We start from the raw sequence: 16,030 nt of genomic DNA on the forward strand, positions 1-16,030 counted from the left end.
CAGCGCCGGCTCCGCATCGGGTGCCTGACTGTCCGCACTCGGAACATGAATCCCGAACAACAAAAGGATGGAGACCATGGATACCTTGAATCAAGGTGTGGATCGTCGCGGCTTTATTCAGGGCGCAGGTGCCGTGGCCGCAGCCGCGACCATGCCGACAATGGCCGCACAGAAGAAAAATGAGGCGACTGCGGTGGATGGCTATGCCTGGGCAGAACAGATCCGCCGGGGCGATATCACGCCGCTGGAAGCGCTGGAAGCGGCGATTGCACGCACGGAGGCCTTGCCCAAGCTCAATGCAGTGGTCATCAAAGACTACGAGCTGGCACGTGATCAGGCCAGGCAGATGTCGGCGCTGGGCAGCGCTGCGCGTGCCGAAGCCACAGCCAGGGCGCCCATGTGGGGCATGCCCTTTCTGCTCAAGGACCTGAACCAGTATCTGAAGGGAACGGTCACTACCAATGGCTGCCGCTTTTTCAAGGGGGCCGTGGCAGAGTACGACAGCACCCTGGTGGCACGCTACAAGGCGGCCGGTCTCAATATCTTTGGCAAGACGGCATCGCCCGAGTTCGGCCAGACGCCCACGACCGAGTCCTTGCTCTACGGCAAGTCGCCCAACCCCTGGAATGCTGCCCACACGACAGGCGGCTCCTCGGGTGGTGCGGCCTCGGTGGTTGCCGCAGGCATTGTGCCCGTGGCCCATGCCAGTGATGGAGGCGGCTCCATCCGCATTCCCGCTTCGCACTGCGGCCTGTTTGGCCTCAAGCCCAGCCGTGGCCGTCTGCCTGCCGGTCCGGCCAATATGGAAGGCTGGATGGGCTTGTCCATGAACCATGTCATCAGTCGCAGCGTGCGCGACAGTGCTCACCTGCTCGATCTGACGCAGGGGCGTGAGCCCGGCTCGCGCACCGTGCCGCCGCGCGACGTGGAAGGCAGCTATCTGGACGCCCTCAAGCAGGCACCCAAGAAGCTCAGGATTGCCGTCTGGTCCAAAAACTACTTTGGCATTCCCGTACATGCGGACTGCCAGGCTGCGGTGGACAAGGCCATCAAGGCCTGCCTGGCGCTGGGACATGAAATCGTGGAAGACATGCCGGAGTTGCCTGTGGCTGAGGTGTTCTCGGGCCTGGGCGTGGTGACATCCGTGGGCATGATGGCCAGCATCCGTGCGCGCGAAAAGCTGCTCGGTCGCGCAGTGCGCCAGGATGAGCTAGAGCAGATGGACTGGCTGTATCTGGAAAAGGCCAAGTCCTATACCGCCGAGCAGATGCTGATGGCGCGTACCAACTTTGATACGGCCGGCCAGATTCTGGACCGCTTCTTTCTGAAGTACGACCTGATTCTTACCCCCGTGATGGCCGTGCCGCCACCGCTGTTGGGTGTGCTGACGCTGGACCAGCCTTATGACTCATTCGCGCGCGAAGCCGTCAAGGCTTCGCCCTATACCGCGCTTTTCAATATGACAGGCCAGCCCGCCATGTCTGTGCCCATGCACTGGACCAGGGACAACTTGCCTGTGGGCGCGCACTTTGCTGCGCCGTTTGGCCGCGAAGGGCGCCTGTTGGCGCTGGCCGCGCAGCTGGAGCAAGCCGTTCCCTGGGCACATCGTCAGCCTGATCTGTCGGTTTTCAAAGCGTAATTTCAAAAAAGCAGACGGCCATGAGCTTGTCTGCATTGCAAGCAAAAGGGGAAAGAAATGGGTATTTGCAACCAGAGAACCGTCGTCATCACCGGTGCAGGCGGTGGCCTGGGACGCGCTTATGCGCTGGCCTTCGCGCAAGAAGGTGCAAGTGTGGTGATCAACGACATCCGTGCCGAAGCCGCTCAGGCCGTGGCCGAGGAAGTCAAGGCCGCTGGTGGCAAGGCGCTGGCCAACACGGGTGACATCACCACCGTGGCCGGAGCGCAATCGATTCTCGATGCGGCACTGGCCGCCTATGGCGATGTGCAGGTCATCGTCAACAACGCCGGCGTGCTGCGTGACCGCATGTTCCTGAGCCTGTCCGAAGAGGACTGGGATATGGTCATGCGCGTGCATCTGCGCGGACATTTCTGCATGGCCAAGGTCTTTGGCGGCTACTGGCGCGATCAGAAGAAGGCCGGCAAGGACGTGGATGCGCGCATCATCAACACCAGCTCCGGCGCGGGCCTGCAAGGCTCCATCGGTCAGAGCAACTATGCAGCAGCCAAGGCCGGCATCGCCGGTCTGACTCTGGTGCAGGCTGCGGAGCTGGCGCGCTACGGCATCACTGCCAACTGTCTGGCACCTGCTGCGCGCACCTCAATGACCGAAGGCGCCATGCCCGATATGGTCAGGAAGCCCGAATCCGGCTTTGATGTGTGGGACCCCATGAACGTGGCCTCCATCGTCGTCTGGCTGGGCAGCAGCCAGTCCAGGCATGTGACGGGCCGCTGCTTTGAAGCCAAGGGTGGCGAGCTGTCCGTGGCCGACGGCTGGTTCACCGGCAAGATCAATGACAAGCAGGCGCGCTGGGAGCCTTCCGAGCTGTCTGGTGTTGTCGATCAGCTGATCGCCGAGGGCAAGGCTCCTCAGAAGGTCTACGGAACCTAAGCGCAAGAAACAGCCGGGCCGTGGGGCCCGACCTTCCCATTCGATGAAGAACTCAGGACGCGAGCCATCATGGATTTAAGTCTGAACGAAGAACAAAAAATGATCGCCGAGAGCGCCGAGGTGTTTCTGCAGGAAAAAAGCAGCACGGCGCAGGTGCGCAAGGTTTCTGAAACCGAGGGCGGGCTGGACCGTGCCCTGTGGCAGGAAGTGCTGGACATGGGCTGGTGCAGCGTGGCCCTGCCCGAAGCCGCAGGCGGCATGGGGCTGGGCTGGCGCGAGCTGGTGCTGCTGCAAGAGCAGATGGGCTACCACCTCGCCTGCGTGCCGTTTTTTGACGCTGTTGTCGCAGTGACGCCGTTGTGGCAAGCGTTGAGCCAGACCGAGCAGGGCCTGGGCGTGGTGGAGCGCCTGGCGGCCTCTGGCCGGATCTGTGTGTTGGGCATGACAGTGCGTGGCGAGCTGCCCGCGGCCGCGACGGTGACGGTTGAAGGCGACACGCTGGTGCTCAATGGTCAGTGGAGTCAGGTGGGATCAGGAGCACATGCCGATGTGTTCCTTCTGCCCGCTACCCTGCCTTGCGGCTCGCTGGGCCTGCTGGAGGTGCATGCAAAGGAAGAAGGTTTGAGCGTGCAGGTGCTGACGACGGTGGACGCCACACGCAGCAGTGCCGATGTCATGGCCGTTAATGTGAGATTGACTGGCGCTGCCGTGCTGATGCATGGCGACGCGCTCAAAAAACTGTGGGCTCAGACCCGCAATCTGGCGGCGATTAGCTTGGCCGCCGAGCAGGTCGGTGTGGCCGATCGCGCGCTGAATCTGGCGGTGGATTACACCAAGGAGCGTCAGCAGTTTGGAAAAGCCGTGGGCAGCTTCCAAGGCGTCAAGCACCGTGCAGCGCAGATTTTGGTGAAGGTGGAGACGGCCAGATCAGCCGTCTATGCTGCAGCTTTCATAGCTGATACCGCTGGTAATGAAAGCGATCTGACATATTTTGCAGCGCAAGCCCGCACAGATGCAACGGAGGCTGCTCTCTTTTCCACGCGCGAAAGCATTCAGTTGCACGGCGGCGTGGGCTTTACCTGGGAGTTTGATCCGCATCTGTTCTTGCGCCGCGCGCAGGCATCCAGCCAGCGCATGGGCACAGTGGAGCAGTGGCGCGAGCTGGTGGCTGCGCGTTTGTTGGATGAGAGCGTGACGGAGGCAGCATGAAGATGCAGGAGTCGGAAATCAATGAAGCCTTTCGCGCTGAAGTGCGTGAATGGATGGCGCAACATCTGACAGGGCGGTTCGCCCCGCTCAAGCATGCCAGCGGTCTGGGCGCCGAAGGTTATGACGCGCAACTGGCCAAGGAATGGGAGCAGGAGCTGGCCAAGGGTGGCTGGACCGGCCTGGGCTGGGAGACTCGGTACGGCGGGCGCAACGCCCCACTGGCGCAGCAAGTCATCTTTCACGAGGAATATGTGCGCTGCGGCGGTCCCGGCCGCATCGGTCATATCGGCGAGACCCTGCTCGCCCCCACGCTGATGGCTTTTGGCACGCCGGAGCAGCAGCAGCGTTTTTTGCCCGGTATTCTGGCCGGTACCGACTATTGGGCTCAGGGCTACTCCGAGCCGGGAGCGGGCTCCGACCTGGCGGGCATTCGTACCAAAGCCCATCGTGATGCGGCCACGGGCGAGTGGGTGATCAACGGTCAGAAGGTCTGGACCTCCTGGGCCCATGAGTCCGAATGGGTGTTTGTGCTGGCTCGCACCGATGAGGTTGGAGCGAGCACTGCCAGCCCCCGCCATGCGGGCATGGTGCTGCTGCTGGTGCCCATCAAGCAGGCCGGCGTGGAGGTGCGTCCGATTCGCCAGATCACCGGCACTTCGGAGTTCAACGAAGTTTTCTTTGACGGCGCACGCACCGAAGGCGCGCTGCATCTGGGCCCCGTGGGTGACGGCTGGAAGGTCGCCATGTACCTGCTGGGCTGCGAGCGCGGTGCGTCCACTCTGGGCCAGCAGGCACATTTCCGCTATGAGCTGGACCTGATCATCGACCTGGCCAAGCGCAACGGCGCGGCCCGCGACCCGCTGATCCGTCAGCGCCTGGCCAAGGCCGATATGGGCCTGCAGACGCTGCGCGCCCATGCGCTGCGCTCCAGCGATGAGAGCACGCCCTTCCGTGTGGCTTCCGTCTCCAAATACGCATGGTCCAACTGGCACCGTGATCTGGGCGAACTGGCCATGGAGGTGCTCGGCGAGCAGGGCGAGCTGGTGCTCAAGGAGCCTGCACTTGCTGCGCTGCAGCAACTGTGGCTGGTCAGCCGCGCCGACACCATTTACGCCGGCACCAACGAGATTCAGCTGAACCTCATGGCCGAGCGTGCGCTGGGTATGCCGCGCTGATTTCAGGGGCTTGGAGTGCTCGCCTTTGTGTAGGTGATTACTCTGATTGGTTGATGTAAAGCTGCCGTAAATCAAGGGTTGACCCCGAAGGTTTACGGCGCTTTTTGCGTATGAAATGTCGGTCCAGCGACACTAGGGAATGACCTATCGTCCAAAGTGACGATGCTGCAGCGCAGCGGGAGCCGGAAGATCAAGGGTAACTACCTTTTGAATGACAAATGATTAGCGCTCCCCCCTACGTTGCCCCCCACGGTCTGCTCAAAGACAAGACAGTTCTCGTAACCGCCGCAGCTGGCGCTGGTATTGGTTTCTCTGCTGCAAAACGAGCAGCAGAGGAGGGCTGCAAGGCCCTGTTCATCTCCGACGTGCATGAGCGTCGGCTGGCCGAAGCCGTGGAGCAGATCAAAAAGGACACGGGTTTGACCCAGGTCTTTGGCAAGCTTTGCGACGTGAGCAAGGAAGAGCAGGTTCAGGCACTGATCTCCGAAGCCGACAGCGCCATGGGCGGTATCGATGTGCTGATCAATAACGCGGGTCTGGGCACCAGCTGCAAGGTCGTCGACATGGGCGATGACGAGTGGAGCAAGGTCATTGACATCACGTTGACCGGCACCTTCCGCATGACGCGCGCAGCGCTCAAGCTGATGCAACCGCGCGGCAAGGGCGTGATCGTCAACAACGCCTCGGTGCTGGGCTGGCGCGCTCAGACCGAGCAGGCTCACTACGCAGCCGCGAAGGCAGGCGTGATGGCCCTCACACGCTGTTCGGCGCTGGAAGCGGCCGAATTCGGCATCCGCATCAACGCCGTGGCACCTTCCATCGCCATCCACGCCTTCCTCAAGAAGTCCGCCTCTGAAGAGCTGCTGGCCAAACTGTCCGAGAAGGAGGCCTTTGGCCGTGGTGCCGAGCCCTGGGAAGTCGCCAATGTGATGATCTTCCTGGCCAGCGACTACTCCTCGTACATGACGGGTGAAGTGGTGTCCGTCTGCTCGCAGAGGGCCTGAGCATGAATGCAGTCTCAGACAAGATGCAGTTTGACTCGGCAGCCTCGGTGCAGGCATCGGTGGGACGTCAGCTGGGCGAGACCGAATGGATGCAGATCACGCAGGAGCGCATCAATCAGTTTGCCGATGCCACGGGTGATCAGCAATGGATTCATGTGGACCCCGAGCGGGCCGGCAGCGGCCCGTTCGGCGCCTGCGTGGCCCATGGATATCTGACGCTGTCTCTGGCCAATCTGTTTTTGCCTCAGTTGGTCAGCTATCAGGGGCTGAAGATGGGCGTCAACTATGGTTGCGAGAAGGTGCGTTTTCCGGCTCCGGTGCTGGTGAACAGCTTCGTGCGTGGCAGCGGCGAAGTGGTGGCCGCGACGCCGATCGGGGAAGACGGCGTGCAGGTCACGATCCGAATCACAGTACAGGTCAAGAATCAGGACAAACCCGGCTGTGTGGTTGAAACCATCAGCAGGCTGTTCTTTATCCGGGAAAATTGAGTGTGTGCAAGCGCCCGCTTCGATGGGTGATTGCATTTTTTGTGAAGAGGGATGAGCTGCCGACAGAGCGGCCGACCTCGATACGGCAGCAAAAGCTGCCCAGGGCGCGACGAAAAGAAAGTTAGGAGACAAAGACATGAAAGACGCAGTCATCGTTTCGACGGCACGTACCCCCATAGGCAAGGCTTACCGTGGTGCCTTCAACGACACCGAAGCCCCCGTGCTGGGCGGACACGTCATTCGCGCGGCGCTCAACAAGGCGAATGTGGCCAGTGCGGATGTGGATGATGTCATTTTGGGCATTGCCGCGCAGCAGGGCACGCAGGGCTACAACCTGGGGCGTCTGTGCGGCTATACCGCCGGCCTGCCTGAATCCGTGGGCGGCATGGTGATCGATCGCATGTGCGCATCGGGCCTGATGAGCATTGCCACGGCTGCCAAGGGTGTCATGACCGGCGAGATGAATATCGCTGTGGCTGGAGGCCTGGAGTCCATCTCCCTGGTACAGAACAAGTACAAGAACTCGTACCGCGCCCAATCGAAGGCGGTGCTGGCCGCAGAGCCCACGGCTTACATCCAGATGATAGAGACGGCCGAGCTGGTCAGTCAGCGTTACGGCATCAGTCGTGAAGCCCAGGACGAGTACTCGCTGCGCAGCCAGCAGCGCGTGGCCGCTGCACAGGCCCGTGGTCTGTTCGACGATGAAATCGTGCCGCTGACCACGGTCAAGCAGCTGTTTGACAAGGAAGGCAATGTCACCGGCAGCGAGGAAGTCACGCTGACCCGCGACGAGGGCAACCGTGCCGACACCACGCTTGAGAGTCTGGCCAAGCTCAAGCCTGTATGGAAGAACGGCCAGTGGGTGGAGCAAGGTCAGTTCATCACGGCCGGCAATGCATCCCAACTGTCCGACGGCGCCAGCGCCTGTGTGGTGATGAGTGCCGACGAAGCCCGCAGTCGAGGCCTTGCGCCTCTGGGCATCTATCGCGGCGTGGCCGTGGCAGGCTGCCGTGCCGATGAAATGGGGATCGGTCCCGTCTATGCCATCCCCAAGCTGCTCAAGCAGCATGGGCTGACGGTTGGCGACATCGGCCTGTGGGAAATCAACGAGGCATTTGCCTGTCAGGTGATCTACAGCCGCGACAAACTCGGCATTCCCGATGAGCGGCTGAACGTCAACGGCGGCGCGATCTCCATCGGCCACCCCTTCGGCATGTCGGGTGCCCGCCTGGTTGGTCACGCCCTGCTGGAGGGCCGTCGCCGCGGTGTGCGTTTTGTGGTGGTGAGCATGTGTATTGGCGGCGGCATGGGTGCGGCTGGCCTGTTTGAGCTGAATTGATCTGATCTGTCTGCAACCAACCTTCAACCAAGGAGTTGAACATGATGGACAGCGCTTTCGCCAAGATGGGTTTTTCCACCTACACGCCAAGTTCCATCGCTTGCGTGATCAAGGATGTGCCCATATTCGACACCCCTGCCCCCGTGCGCGTATCGCCCGATGCGCCCTTCGTGAGTGCCGAGCAGTTCAGTGCGCTGATCAGTCAGCTCTATGAAGCTGCCATGGACCCGGAAGGCTGGAAGCCTTTTCTGGAGACTCTGCGTCTGCAGCTGGGCGGCAACTACGCCTCACTCATAGTGCGTCCCGGCTCCGCCGATGATGTGGGGCTGATCGTCTCGGCCGCAGGCGACCGCCGCGATCTGATGCCGAACTGCCCCAAGATCAGCATGAGCCCGTTTCGCGGCATGCCTACCGACCGTATCGTGACCGTGGGGGATGTGATGCCCGAGTCCGAGTGGCGAGCTTCAAGCTACTACAACGACTGGTGCAAGCAGCTGCAGGTGTTTCACGTGATGGCTGCCGACATCGTCACCAAGGACAGCTGCGTCTACGGTCTGCGCATCACGCGGCCCGAAGGTTCCCCGGCTTTCAACAAGCAGGAGCGTGCCTTTGGCTCCATGATGCTGCCTCACATCAAGCGCGCGCTGAACCTGCATCTGTCGGTGAACCAGGATCGTCAGGTCATCTCCCTCTACAGCAAGGCCACGGCCCAGCTGATGGTGGGGGTGGTCATCCTCGATCAGAACGGCAATGTGCTGGAGTGCAATCCCGCAGCGGCCAGCATTCTGGACATGCAGGACGGCCTGAAGATCTCCGGCGGCATGCTGGAGGCCAACTACGCCAACGACAACCGCAAGCTGCAGCGCCTGATCAAGGATGCGCTCATGCATACCCAGGTCTCGCGCCTGTCCATGACCGAAGGCATGTCGGTCAGCCGGCAGTCCGGCCAGCTCAACTGGGGCGTGGTGGTGCAAAGCATTTCTCCCGACGAGTGGACCGAGGGCAAGCAACGCCCCAGTGTTGCCGTCTTTGTGCGGGACACCGGCGGCAAGGCCGACCCACCCGTGAAGCTGGCTCAGCAGCTGTTCCAGCTGACGCCGGCCGAGACTTCGCTGGCCATTCAACTGGCCAACGGCCTGTCGCTGGAAGAGGCTGCCGAAGCGCTCAACATCCGCCGCAACACGGCGCGAGCCCATCTGCGCTCCATCTTCTCCAAGACGGGGGTGCGCCGCCAGACCGAGCTGGTGCGCATCTTCCTCAACAGCGTGGCTTGGCTGGGGAACAAGTAAGAACGTTGGACGTCAACAGAAAAACGGGCTCAGGCCCGTTTTTTTGGGCAGCACAGACTGTGGGTGCCCATCGATCGCGGTGGCCTGAAAGTCCCGCTGCGTGCAGGCCGCACCGGATGGGGAGCGCTTGGTGTGAGCCTGAACACCGGCGGCATATGTATTCCTCCGGGAGCCACCTTCACGGTGGACATGAATGGCGACGTCGTTACCGGAGACTACGCAATGACATGGTCGGCGCATGCCTGTCTTGCGTGATGCGACTGCGCTGAGCGCTGCCGCAGCGAACCTGCAGCCCGGTGGCGGTCATCGCTTGGCGACGCAAGCGCCAAGATGCAAATGCTGGGTGACTGTTTTGGGCCGATGCAATCCACGTTACCCGGGGCGCCTCGGCCGCAGGCGGAAAAGATTCGGGTCTGACCTTGTTCCTGGAGGCGCGTCTCGTACCTATTGAAAAACAAGTGGATCGCTCTGGTGGATGGCCCCGGTCATCCCCGAACCCCTTCGCATGGAGCCCATGTGCTGCGCACCCGCCCTACGACAAGGGGGAATAGACGACCGACCGGGCCATTTGCGCAGGACGCAGCAATCATGGCGACTGACGGCACACTACTGCGAGTGGGCGTCAAATCTGTGCGGCTGACCTGGTGTGCCGTTCTGTTTCGATGGAAACCCCGGTGGCTACATGTTCACCGGGGTTTTGAAAATTGTTGGAGGCCTGCTTTGGGTCTGGAGCGAACGGCCTCAGCTCACCCTCAAACGACAGATCCAGGCTGGTTACAGCCGTTCGACTCAGAAATGCCAATGACTGCTGAATGGCCCACAGCCGTCATTGCATCAGGGCCTTCAATGCAGGCCTGCCTAACACCTCAAAGTTGTCGAAGAGGGTGTTTTTTCAAGAGGCCACCTGCTAAGCAGGTATTGCATGAGGTATATCTATATCTGTTTTTCTTCCTTAACGCACCACGAAACAGCTTCTAGAGTCAGGACACGATTTCGCTGGCCTTGAACTTCAGGCAGCGCCGATTCCCCATCGTGAACTGCCTTATGGAACCATATTCCCCTTCCTCGCTCTGGCCCTCAAGAAGACGCATGCTGCAAAGCGCTGGAGTCTTATCGCTGGCTGCGGCTTTGCCATCCATCGGTAATGCGCAAAGCAATCTGCGTGGTGTGACTTTGCGTGTGGCCACCTATAAAGGTGGTCACAAAACTTTGCTGGAGGCCGCAGGCCTGGCGCAAACGCCATATCAGATTGAGTGGAAAGAGTTCAACTCTGGCGTGCAGCACATTGAAAGCATCAACGCCGATGCGCTGGATTTTGGCTCTGGCAGCGAGATACCTGCTGTGTTTGCCGCCAAGGCCAAGGCCTCGGTCAAAGTGGTTGCGGTCTATCACGAAGACTTGAACAACCAGGCCACGCTGGCGCAAAAAGACTCGGCCATTTACAAAGTGGCAGATCTGCGTGGCAGGCGCGTGGGCTATGTGCGCGGCACCACCTCGCATCTGTATCTGTATCAACAGCTCAAGGAGGCTGGGCTGAGTTTTGACGATATCAAGCCCGTCAATCTCTCACCCGCAGATGGGCTGTCGGCTTTTGCGCGCGGCGATATCGATGCCTGGGCCATCTATGGCTACAACGGCCAACTGGCCCGCACACGTCATGGTGCACGCATTCTCAAAACGGCGGTGGGTTATCTGTCGGGCAATTTCCTGATTTATGCCAATCCCAAGGCGGTGCAAGACGTGCAACGCCAAGCGGCCCTGGCTGATTTGCTGCAGCGCCTGCAAAAAGCCTATGCATGGAGCAATGCCAACTTTCTGGACTACGCCAAGGCCCAGTCCGCACAAACGCGCGTGCCGGTGGGTGACTTGGTCGAAATCTATAACAACCGCAGTCAGAACAGCAGTGTTCAGGCAGTAAGCGACAAAGCCGTTTTAAGTCACCAGCGTGTAGCCGAAGCCTTCCAGTCCATGGGGGTGCTGGAAGGTTCGGCCGATGTGCGGCCGCTGTGGGACAAAACATTCAATCGATATTTAGGCGGTACAGCCTGACGGAGGGGATGCAAGATGAGCAAACGACAACTTAAGGCAGGTTTTGTGCTGCATGGCGTGGGGGCGGGTTGGGGAGACTGGCGCCATGAGGCGGCGCTGACCGATGGCAGCGTGAGTTTCGGCTTCTATCGAGAGCAGGCACAGCTGGCAGAAAAAGCAGGTTTCGAATTTCTGTTTGTGGCCGATAGCGTGCATATCACTGAGCGCTCCAGTCCACACTATCTCAACCGCTTTGAGCCGCTGACGATTCTTTCTGCACTGGCGGGGGCCACCTCTCATATCGGTTTGGTCGCCACCATTACAGCCAGCTATAGCGAGCCGTTTACGGTGGCGCGCCAATTGGCTTCGCTAGACCATATCAGCGGTGGCCGTGCGGGCTGGAATGTGGTGACTTCCTGGCTGGACGGCAGTGCGCGCAACTACAGCCGCAATGAGCACTATGCTCATGATGTGCGCTACCGCCTGGCGGGCGAACATCTGGATGTGGTGCAAGGTCTGTGGGACTCGTGGGAAGACGACGCACTGGTGCGCAACAAGGCCACGGGCCAGTTCTTTGACAAGAAGAAGCTACACCGTTTGGATCACAAGGGTGAGTTTTTCTCGGTGGAAGGGCCGCTCAATATTGCACGTTCACGCCAAGGCCAGCCGGTGATTTTTCAGGCAGGAGCCTCTGAGGACGGCAAAAATTTTGCAGCCTCACGCTCTGATGCGATCTTTTTTCACGCCGACTCGCTGGAGCAAGCCCAAGCCTATTACCGCGACGTAAAAGCCAAGGTGGCAAAGTTTGGGCGTGACCCGAGCAAGGTGCTGCTCTTGCCTGGCATTCGCCCCATCGTAGGACGCACCGAGGAGGAGGCACAAGAGAAGTACCGCATTGCAGCGAGCCTCGTGCCCATTGAGAATGCCTTGGCTGCTTTGGCCCGGCCTTTCAATGACCATGACTTCTCGGTCTACCCGCTGGATGAGCCCTTCCCTGATTTGGGCGACATTGGACGCAACAGCCAGCAGGCCGCCAGCGATCACATCAAAAAGATTGCGCGTGAAAATGACTGGACTTTGCGTGAGGTGGCGCAGTGGTTCGCTACGCCAAAGACGGTGTTTGTCGGGACGGCCGAGCATGTAGCCAATGAAATTGAGCGCTGGTTCAACAACGAGGGCGCAGACGGCTTTAACTTCTTTGAAGCTTTGCCCAATACATCGCTGAAAGACTTTGTTGAGCTGGTTGTGCCTTTGCTCAAGCAGCGCGGCATTTGGCGCGAAGCTTATGAGGCAGATACCTTTCGCGGCAACCTGGGACTGGATGTGCCTGTGAACCGCAATACGGTCAAGCGCTTGGCTCAAGAGGCGAAAGAGGCGCAAACAACGCAGAGTCAGCCAGAAGCAGCAGTGGTTTGAGTGTTCGGTATAGATTGAAAAAGGCAGCTTTCGAGCTGCCTTTTTTGTGGGTGAACGTGAGACCGTTCAGATCACTTTGAAACCATGGGTACCATCGCGGCCCAGTTGTTCCACCAGACCAAACTCCCAGTCCAAATAGGCCTGCATGGCTTCATGGGCGTTGTCCGTGCCTTCATAGGGACGGCGATAGCGATCGACGCGGGGGCTGGCAAGGCGTTGCTCGCCGGCCTCAACGGGCAGACCTGTATCGGCCCAAGCCTGGTTGCCTCCCTCCAGTACCTCAACGGTTGCGCCGGTGGCCTCGGCAAACTCTTGCACCGCGTATTTGGCCAACAAGCTGCTGGCGCAGGTCAGCACATAGCGATCGGCCTTGGGAATGCGGCTCAGTGCTTGTTGGAGGTCGGTTCGCAGCGCAAACCAGGCACCGGGGATATGGCGGCGCACATGGTTGGCGCTGGTGGTCAGGTCCACCACAGCAATGCTGTCTTTAGGTGCTTTGGCAATTGCATCAGCCAATGCTTGGGGCTTTATCCAGGTCACGGGTGCGGTGGGTGCTGGCAGGTTTTGCGCCACCGGGCTGCTGTCTGAAAAGTCAGCACTGCTCAGACCGTCAAGCACATGCACATTCCAGCCCATCTGGGCCAGCCAGGAGGCCGTCATATTGGCACGCACGCCATCATCGTCAGCCAGCACGATGCGAGCGCCACGTACCGGTGCAGAGACATCGGTTTCTTGCACCAGTTGACCACCGGGCGCGCTGCGAAAGCCAGAGAGATGGCCTGCCGTAAATTCCTCGGGGGCTCTGACATCGAGCAGGTAAGTGGTGCGATCCACTTCTTTTTGCCAGTTGGCAATATCGCTGGGCACAGCGCGTTGTACGCCGGCCTTGTCTGCCACGTCGCGGGCTTGCTTGGCAGCTGCAGCCTTGTGCTCTGCAGAGACTGTGGCTGGAGCGCGGCGATCTGCACCATGCTCCAGGGTCTGGCCTGCGAGCGTCCAGCCAATCGTGCCATTGCGCAAAGCGGAGATAGGATTTGGCAGACCTGCGTTGACGAGCGACTGGGTGCCAATAATGCTGCGTGTGCGGCCCGCGCAGTTCACGATGATGCGTGTTGCCGGGTTGGGCGCCAGTTCACGGGCGCGCAATACCAGTTCAGCACCCGGCACGCTGCTGCTGCCGGGGATGTTCATGGTTTGGTACTCGTCAAAGCGGCGAGCATCCAGCACCACGACATCGGCTTTTTGATCGAGCAAGGCCTTGACTTCGGGGGCGGGCAAAGAGGGCGTGTGACGCTCGGACTCCACCAGTTCGCCAAAAGACTTGCTGGGGACGTTGACGTCGATAAAGATTTCGCCGCCTGCATCGCGCCAACCTTGCAAGCCGCCTTGTAGCAGACTGACCTGGGTAAAGCCTTGGGCTTGCAGACGTTGTGCAGCTATTTCAGCAAGCCCTTCACCGTTGTCATAGACCACGATCTGGGTATTGGGGCGGGGAATGCGCCAGCGCGCATCCAACTCTAGCCGGCCCAGTGGAAGGTTGGCGGCAAACAGCGGATGGCCTTGCGCAAACGGATCTTCTTCGCGCACATCAAGCAAGGCAATTTCGCGCTTGGCAAGCAAAGCTTCACGGACTTGAGCGGTCGTGGTGTAGGAAATAGGTTGAGTCATGGAGCGCGAGAAAGAAAAGTCAGTGAAATCAATGAGAGGTGGCAGCGTGCGATTCGGTTTCGCGCGATCTGTCCCAGATGTTGGGCAGCGTGGTGTTGCTGTAGCCAGAGATAAAGGCTTTTTCCTTGCCGTCTTCTGTGAAGACAGAACGGTGGACTGCACCGATATTGGCTCCATAGACATGGATGCTGATGGAGGTTTGGTCTTCAAAGAGATTGCTGACCTGGTGCACATCACCGATGGTGGGAGAAACGGCTTGCACGTCGCCCAGTGAAAGCACTTGGGCGGCACCCTGAGGCTGCCATTGCTTTTCAGTGTTTTGCACAAAGCCCTGGGACTTTTCACCGCCGCGAAGCAAGCCGATCAAACCCCATACCGTATGGTTGTGCACCGGCGTTTTTTGACCGGGTCCCCAGACAAAGCTCACAACGGAAAAGCGCTCAAGCGGATCTGCATACAGCAGGTACTGCTGGTAACGCTCTGGTGATGGCTGGGCGTAGGCATCTGGTAGCCAGTCATCGTGCTGCACCAGGTTGTGCAGCAGCACCTTGCCGCGCTCCAGTAACAAGGTTTCCTCAGGAGCTTCATGGACTAGCTGGGTGAGTTGCGCGAGAAAGCGGCGCAGTCTTGCAGGGTTGTGGCTTGTCGTCATGGCTTTCGTTTACGAAAAGTGAAGTCTGAGCCGATTGCAGCAGAAGCGTGGCCCTGCTGGCCGAATACTTTCGCATAAGGATCTTTGTTTTTCTTCGTTGGTGTACCGGGGGGCTCTTGGGTTCAATGCAAGCTTGGCAACATAAGGGGATTGGTCATGGCGGCATTGGATCCAGCACAGCTGGGCGAGGGTAATGGCTTAGGGCGTCGTGCATTTTTGCGCACAGCGTCTGCAGCGGGCGCTTTGGGCTTGGTGGGCTTGGGGGCAAACCAGGTTCTGGCTGCTCCACCCGCGCGTAACCTCAAACTGGCCTGGAATATGGGTGCGGTTTGTCTTTCGCCGGCGCCGGTGGCCATAGAACGCGGCATTTTTGAAAAGCATGGCCTGAATGTGGAGCTGATTAACTTCAGCGGATCTACCGATCAGCTGTTGGAATCCATTGCCACAGGCAAGGCCGATGGTGGCCTGGGCATGATTCATCGCTGGCTCAAGCCTTTGGAGTCCGGCTTTGATGTCAAGCTGGTCGGCAGCAGCCATGGCGGCTGCGTGCGCCTGGTGGGTTTTCAGCCTGCGGGTATCACCACGCTCAAAGCGCTCAAGGGCAAGACGATTGCTGTTTCAGACCTGAATAGTCCCGGTAAGAACTTCTTCTCGATTTTGCTTCTCAAGGCTGGGCTGGATCCTGAAAAGGACGTGAACTGGCGGCAGTTCCCCGGCGACATGCTGGGTGTGGCGGTGGAAAAAGGTGAAGCCCACGCAATTGCTGACGGCGACCCGAATCTCGCCATCATTGAGCGTCGCACCAAGGGCCTGGTGGAGCTGGCGACCAATTTGAGCGGTGAATATGCGACCAAGACTTGCTGCGTGGTGGGGGTGACGGGCAAGCTGGTGCGAAACGAAAAACCGGTGGTCGCATCTTTGGTCAGAGCAATCAACGAAGCATCTGATTTTGTGGCCAATTACCCTGCGGAAACGGCTCGTATCTACAGCGCCTATTCGAAGGTGTCTGAGGCTGACTTGCGTGCGGTGCTGGCTACATTGACACACAAGCATCATCCGCAGGGCCAGGCATTGCGCCAAGAAATTGAATTCTACGCACGTGATTTCAAAACCGTTGGGGTGCTGAAATCCACAACGGATCCAGCTCGCTTTGCGACCCATGTTCACGTGGATGTACTGACCTGAGGAGA

General features: G+C 59.7%; 13 protein-coding genes. 11 read left to right on the forward strand and 2 right to left on the reverse strand.

Translation table 11 applies throughout. The features are described from left to right. Nucleotides 1-76 precede the first annotated feature (76 nt). The 10 genes from P353_RS24510 (at nt 77) to P353_RS24555 (ending at nt 12,520) form a co-directional block, all read left to right on the forward strand. The gene (locus P353_RS24510; protein WP_034375762.1) at nt 77-1,639 is read left to right on the forward strand and encodes an amidase; all 1,563 of its coding nucleotides are present in this window, start codon (nt 77-79) and stop codon (nt 1,637-1,639) included. A 57-nt stretch (nt 1,640-1,696) separates the two neighbouring features. Further along, the gene (locus tag P353_RS24515; RefSeq protein ID WP_034375563.1) at nt 1,697-2,572 is read left to right on the forward strand and encodes an SDR family oxidoreductase; all 876 of its coding nucleotides are present in this window, start codon (nt 1,697-1,699) and stop codon (nt 2,570-2,572) included. A 69-nt stretch (nt 2,573-2,641) separates the two neighbouring features. Then, nucleotides 2,642-3,781, forward strand: a complete 1,140-nt coding sequence (locus P353_RS24520; protein WP_232776881.1) for an acyl-CoA dehydrogenase family protein — start codon at nt 2,642-2,644, stop codon at nt 3,779-3,781. Further along, nucleotides 3,778-4,956 (forward strand): acyl-CoA dehydrogenase family protein, encoded by a 1,179-nt coding sequence (locus P353_RS24525; protein ID WP_034375568.1) that lies wholly within the window; start codon nt 3,778-3,780, stop codon nt 4,954-4,956. The genes P353_RS24520 and P353_RS24525 overlap by 4 nt, the downstream gene beginning before the upstream one ends. A 218-nt stretch (nt 4,957-5,174) precedes the next feature. Beyond that, nucleotides 5,175-5,960 (forward strand): SDR family oxidoreductase, encoded by a 786-nt coding sequence (locus tag P353_RS24530; RefSeq protein WP_034375571.1) that lies wholly within the window; start codon nt 5,175-5,177, stop codon nt 5,958-5,960. A gap of 2 nt (nt 5,961-5,962) precedes the next feature. Beyond that, a complete protein-coding gene (locus tag P353_RS24535) occupies nt 5,963-6,448 on the forward strand; it encodes a MaoC family dehydratase (protein WP_034375572.1) in 486 nt (161 codons plus the stop codon). Nucleotides 6,449-6,584: 136 nt separating this feature from the next. After that, nucleotides 6,585-7,787 (forward strand): acetyl-CoA C-acyltransferase, encoded by a 1,203-nt coding sequence (locus P353_RS24540; RefSeq protein ID WP_034375573.1) that lies wholly within the window; start codon nt 6,585-6,587, stop codon nt 7,785-7,787. A gap of 41 nt (nt 7,788-7,828) precedes the next feature. Then, on the forward strand, nt 7,829-9,076 hold the full coding sequence (locus P353_RS24545; RefSeq protein WP_034375575.1) for a LuxR C-terminal-related transcriptional regulator: 1,248 nt from the start codon (nt 7,829-7,831) through the stop codon (nt 9,074-9,076). 1,089 nt (nt 9,077-10,165) lie between these two features. After that, nucleotides 10,166-11,125: an ABC transporter substrate-binding protein gene (locus tag P353_RS24550; protein WP_080750674.1), complete on the forward strand. Its 960-nt coding sequence runs from the start codon at nt 10,166-10,168 to the stop codon at nt 11,123-11,125. A gap of 15 nt (nt 11,126-11,140) precedes the next feature. Further along, the gene (locus P353_RS24555; protein ID WP_034375579.1) at nt 11,141-12,520 is read left to right on the forward strand and encodes an LLM class flavin-dependent oxidoreductase; all 1,380 of its coding nucleotides are present in this window, start codon (nt 11,141-11,143) and stop codon (nt 12,518-12,520) included. A 66-nt stretch (nt 12,521-12,586) separates the two neighbouring features. On the opposite strand, the gene P353_RS24560 is transcribed toward P353_RS24555, so the two are convergent. Then, entirely contained in the window at nt 12,587-14,188 is a 1,602-nt protein-coding gene (locus tag P353_RS24560; RefSeq protein ID WP_034375580.1) for a rhodanese homology domain-containing protein, read from the reverse strand. A 28-nt stretch (nt 14,189-14,216) separates the two neighbouring features. Next, complete coding sequence (locus tag P353_RS24565) at nt 14,217-14,840, reverse strand: cysteine dioxygenase (RefSeq protein WP_034375581.1); 624 nt, start codon at nt 14,838-14,840, stop codon at nt 14,217-14,219. A 156-nt stretch (nt 14,841-14,996) separates the two neighbouring features. On the opposite strand from P353_RS24565, the gene P353_RS24570 reads away from it, so the two are divergent. Further along, the gene (locus P353_RS24570) at nt 14,997-16,025 is read left to right on the forward strand and encodes an ABC transporter substrate-binding protein (RefSeq protein ID WP_052085010.1); all 1,029 of its coding nucleotides are present in this window, start codon (nt 14,997-14,999) and stop codon (nt 16,023-16,025) included. Nucleotides 16,026-16,030 lie beyond the last annotated feature (5 nt).

The sequence above is a fragment of the Comamonas testosteroni genome, assembly GCF_000761245.1.
GTDB lineage: Bacteria > Pseudomonadota > Gammaproteobacteria > Burkholderiales > Burkholderiaceae_C > Comamonas > Comamonas testosteroni_C.